This is a genomic window from Intrasporangium sp. (assembly GCF_039812505.1).
Classification (GTDB): Bacteria; Actinomycetota; Actinomycetes; order Actinomycetales; family Dermatophilaceae; genus Intrasporangium_A.
The window spans coordinates 1-4,502 of record NZ_JBDIAQ010000211.1 but is presented as its reverse complement, the minus strand read 5'-3'; the positions used below and the strand labels follow the sequence as shown (position 1 = coordinate 4,502).

The following is a 4,502-nucleotide window of genomic DNA, read 5'->3' as shown; positions in this document are numbered from 1 at the left end:
GGCTCAGCTGGGCGGCATACCTCACGCTCGTCGTCCTGACCTGAGTCAGGACCTCAGGCCTTGCAGCCCCACTGGGCGAGGCCGTTGTCGGCGTAGACCCGGTTGGCGACGGTGATCTGCTGGGCGCGGCTGGCGAGGTCGGCGCGCGAGGCGAAGTCGGCGCCGCCGTAGGCCAGCCAGGTGCTGGCCGAGAACTGGAGCCCGCCGTAGTAGCCGTTGCCGGTGTTGATGTGCCAGTTGCCACCGGACTCGCAGGCGGCGACCCGGTCCCACATGGCGGCGCGGGCCAGGTTGATGCCCGCACCCGAGCTGGACCCGCTCGAGCTGGAGCTGCTGCTCGCGGCCGGCCGCGACTTGGTGCCGACGACGAGCACCCGGTTCACCGGCTTGCTGGTGACCTTGGCGGCGACCCGCTTGGTGCCGGTCAGCTTGCCGTCCACGAAGGTCCGCTCGAGGGTGACGGTGCGCTCCCCGGTGCGACCTGCGGTCTTGACCTTGGTCTGGTCCTTGTAGAGCGCGCTGCTCTTGGTGCGGGTCGTGCTGAAGGCGACCGGCTCGGTCGTGGTGGCCCGCTTCGTGGTGACGCGCTTGACGACGATCTTGGTGCCGTCCTTGATGACGGTCGAGGCGCCGGGGGCGACCTTGTCCTTGGTGCCGACCTCGATGCCGAGCCGGTGCAGCGCGTCGGAGACGGTCGCGGCCACGACCGTGTGCTCGGCCGTCTTGCCGTCGGCCACGACGGTGATGTCCTTGGGGGTGGTGATCGACAGGGCCAGCCCGGACCGGCCGATGCTCTGGGACCGGGAGGCCGAGACCTGCGCACCCGGCGCGCGCAGCCCGAGCGCGTCGAGCACGCCGTCGACGGTCGTCTCGGTGGTGCGGATCTGGCTGGTCCGGCCGTCGATGGTCAGGGTGATCGGCCGCGAGTACTTCACGTTGACGACGTCGCCGTCGCGCAACGGCGTGGCCTCGGCGGGCGAGACGACGTCGCCGCTGGTGAGCGCGATGCCCTTGGCGTCGAGCAGGTCGCCCACGGTGCTGCCGAAGACGTGTGCGGGGGCGGCCTGCCCGTCGATGCTGAGGGTGACGGACTTGTCGAGCTGGGCGGCGCCCACCCCACCTGCGGTGAGGAGGACTGCAGCGCCTGCAGCCGCGAGGACCTGGGTCTTACGTGAGATCACAACACTCCGAAACGTCGAGCCTTCCCGGTGCTCCGCGCTCTCGGTGCGCCGCTCGGAGGACCGTCCGCCACCGTTGCCGGGGCCCTCCCACGAGCGGCCGAAGCGGGGTCGCAACCGGCCAACAGTCATCAAGGGAAACAGGGCCGGCGGGCAAAGGTCAAATTTTGGTAACGATCCTCGGGATGCGGCGCGGCGTGGCGCGCACCCCCTACGACCAGGGTCCGTAGAGCCGCTCGGACGTGTCCGAGACGGCCTGGCACAGGGCTGGAACCGGGACGTCCAGAACATCCGCCATGACGCGAATCGTCAATGGCACCAAGTAACTTGCGTTCGTCGCGCCACGGTGCGGGCTCGGCGTCAGGTACGGGGCGTCGGTCTCGACGAGGACCCGCTCGAGCGGGGTGGCGCGCAGCGCCTCGCGCAGGCCGCGGGCGTTGCCGAATGTGATGATTCCCGCAAACGACAGGTAGTAGCCGCGGGCCACGCACTCACGCGCCATCGCCGGGTCGCCGGAGAAGCAGTGCAGCACGGTCCGGTCCGGGGCGCCCTCCTGCTCGAGGATGCGCAGCACGTCCTCGTGGGCGTCGCGGTCGTGGATCTGCAGGACCTTGCCGGTGCGCTTGGCCAGGTCGATGTGCCGGCGGAAGCCGTCCTGCTGCGCGGCCCGCCCCTCCGGGCCGGTCCGGTAGTAGTCCAGGCCGGTCTCGCCGACGGCCCGGATGCGGGGATGGGTGGCGTGCCGCTCCAGCGTCTGGTATGCCGCCGCCAGCCTTCCCGCGTCGGCCAGCCTGGGCACCTCGTTGGGGTGCAGGGCGATGGCCCCGACGACCTCTGGGAACCGGTCGATCACGTCCATCGTGAACTCGATGCCGGGCAGGTCGCAGCCGACCTGGACGATGCGGGTGACGCCGACCGACCCGGCCCGGGCCACCGCCTCGGCGACCGGAAGGGCCTGGCCGCCCTCCCGGGTGATGTCGAGGTGGGCGTGGTTGTCGACGACGGCGACGGGCAGCGGGTCGGGGGCCGGGGGCAGCCCGCGTGAGCCGGCCGGCGGGGTCATGCCCCGGGCGCGTCGGTCGGGTCGGCGTCCTCGGTGGGGTGCGGCGGGCCCTCGGGCTCGGTGTGGTCAGCCCGCATCCGCTCGACCTCCTCGTCGACGACCGACGGGTCGAACTTGGCGAAGACCGGGGTCGGCCTGCCGACCGGCGTGCCCACGACGACGGGCCGCGGGCCCCAGGCGGGGGTGGCCGAGTAGTCGCCGGTGATGATCGGGTAGGGCCGGCCGTTGTCGAGGTCGGTGACCTCCTGCAGCCGTGGCATCGGCATGAGCTCGCCCTGGCCGCCCATGACGAGATGGACCCGGTTGGCGCCGTGCGGCAGGAACGGCGCGGTCATCGTGTTCAGGTCGGTCACGGCCTGGGCGAGCACGTGCAGCACCGTCCCGAGACGCTCGCGCTCATCGTCGCCCTTGAGCCGGTAGGGCTCGGTGTCGGCGACGTACTTGTTGGCCTCGCCGACGATCCGCATGACCTCGGCGATGCCCTGCTTGAACCGCTGCCGCTCGATGAGCCGTCCGACCGTCTCGAACCCGCCGCGGACGGCCGCCAGCAGCGCCTCGTCGACCGGCTCGAGCGGGCCGGCCGCGGGGATCTGCCCGAAGCTCTTGGCGATCATCGCGGCGGTCCGGTTGACCAGGTTGCCCCAGCCGCCGACCAGCTCGGAGTTGTTGCGCTGGACGAACTCGGCCCAGGTGAAGTCGCTGTCCTGGTTCTCCGGGCCGGCCGCGCAGATGAAGTAGCGCAGCGCGTCGGGGCCGTACCGGTCGAGCACGTCGCGCACGTAGATGACGTGCCCGCGCGAGGTGGAGAACTGCCGGCCCTCCATCGTCATGAACTCGGAGGCGACGACCTCGGTCGGCAGGGCGAGCACGCCGTACTCCCCCGGCTGCCCGCCCTTGGCCCCCCGCCCGGCGTAGGCGAGCAGCTCGGCCGGCCAGATCTGGGCGTGGAAGGTGATGTTGTCCTTGCCCTGGAAGTAGTAGCTGCGCGGCGGGTCCGCCTGCGTGGCGTCCCAGAACTCGCGCCACCGTTGCGGCTCGCCGGTGCGCCGGGCCCACTCGATCGAGGCCGACAGGTAGCCGACGACCGCGTCGAACCACACGTAGAAGCGCTTGTGCGGCTGGTCGCGCCAGCCCTCGATCGGCACCGGGATGCCCCAGTCGAGGTCGCGCGTCATGGCCCGCGGCCGGACGTCCTCGAGCAGGTTGCGCGCGAACTTGATGACGTTGGGCCGCCACAGCCCGGTCGCCTCCCGCTCGTCGAGCCACTCGGCGAGGGTGTCGGCGAGCGCGGGCAGGTCGAGGAAGAAGTGCCGGGTCTCGACGAACTCGGGGGTCTCGCCGTTGATCTTGCTGCGCGGGTCGATCAGGTCGGTGGCGTCGAGCTGGTTGCCGCAGTTGTCGCACTGGTCGCCGCGCGCCTCGCCGAACCCGCAGATCGGGCAGGTGCCCTCGATGTAGCGGTCGGGCAGGGTGCGCCCGGTCGACGGGCTGATCGCGCCCCGAGTGGTCTGCTCGATCATGTAGCCGTTGCGCCAGTCGCCGGTGAACAGCTCCTGGGCGACCGCGTAGTGGTTGGCGGTCGTGGTGCGGGTGAACAGGTCGTAGGACAGGCCCAGGTCGGTCAGGTCGGTCGCGATGACCCTGTTGTACTTGTCGGTGACCTCCTGCGGGGTCAGGCCCTCCTGCTCGGCCAGCACGAGGATCGGGGTGCCGTGCTCGTCGGTGCCCGAGACCATGAGCACGTCGTGTCCGGCCATCCGCATGTACCGGCTGAACACGTCGGAGGGCACGCCGAACCCGGCCACGTGGCCGATGTGGCGCGGGCCGTTGGTGTACGGCCAGGCGACGGCGGACAGGACTTTGCTCATGGCCCCCGATCCTAGGGCTGTCGGGTGGGTGGTCTCAGCCGCGTTCTGAGCTCAGGTGCGCTGCGCGACGTGGCTGAGCGGCATACGGCAGGGGTATGCCGCTCAGCCGCTGCGCGGTGAGCCGTTCCAGCCTTGTCACCGTTGTCACCGATGGCCCATGCCGAACAACAAGATAAGCCCGTCCCACGAAGGAGACGGGCGATGTGTTCCGAGTCTGTCACATGTTCGGACCGGCGGGCAATGGGTGGGCGAGGCGAGGTCGGCGCAGGAGCGCGTCAGCTCGCTGTGCGGGCTTCACCACGGCTCAGGCTTGTGAAGTCCACCGATCCTGTGTGGGAGCTGCGAGGCGTAGAGGTCGGCCGGGGCAAGTTGGTACCACCAGTGACCACCGAC

At 70.8% G+C, this 4,502-nt stretch carries 3 protein-coding genes; all 3 read right to left on the bottom strand.

The window, feature by feature from the left end; genetic code table 11:
* Nucleotides 1–53 precede the first annotated feature (53 nt).
* The 3 genes from WMI84_RS17060 to metG all read right to left on the bottom strand — a co-directional run bounded on the left by WMI84_RS17060 (nucleotide 54) and on the right by metG (nucleotide 4,109).
* The gene (locus WMI84_RS17060; RefSeq protein ID WP_347354974.1) at nucleotides 54–1,181 is read right to left on the bottom strand and encodes a transglycosylase family protein; all 1,128 of its coding nucleotides are present in this window, start codon (nucleotides 1,179–1,181) and stop codon (nucleotides 54–56) included.
* Between the two features lie 208 nt (nucleotides 1,182–1,389).
* The gene (locus tag WMI84_RS17055) at nucleotides 1,390–2,241 is read right to left on the bottom strand and encodes a TatD family hydrolase (protein WP_347354973.1); all 852 of its coding nucleotides are present in this window, start codon (nucleotides 2,239–2,241) and stop codon (nucleotides 1,390–1,392) included.
* A complete protein-coding gene (gene metG, locus WMI84_RS17050; RefSeq protein ID WP_347354972.1) occupies nucleotides 2,238–4,109 on the bottom strand; it encodes a methionine--tRNA ligase in 1,872 nt (623 codons plus the stop codon). Before metG ends, WMI84_RS17055 begins: the two co-directional genes overlap by 4 nt.
* Nucleotides 4,110–4,502: the final 393 nt, after the last annotated feature.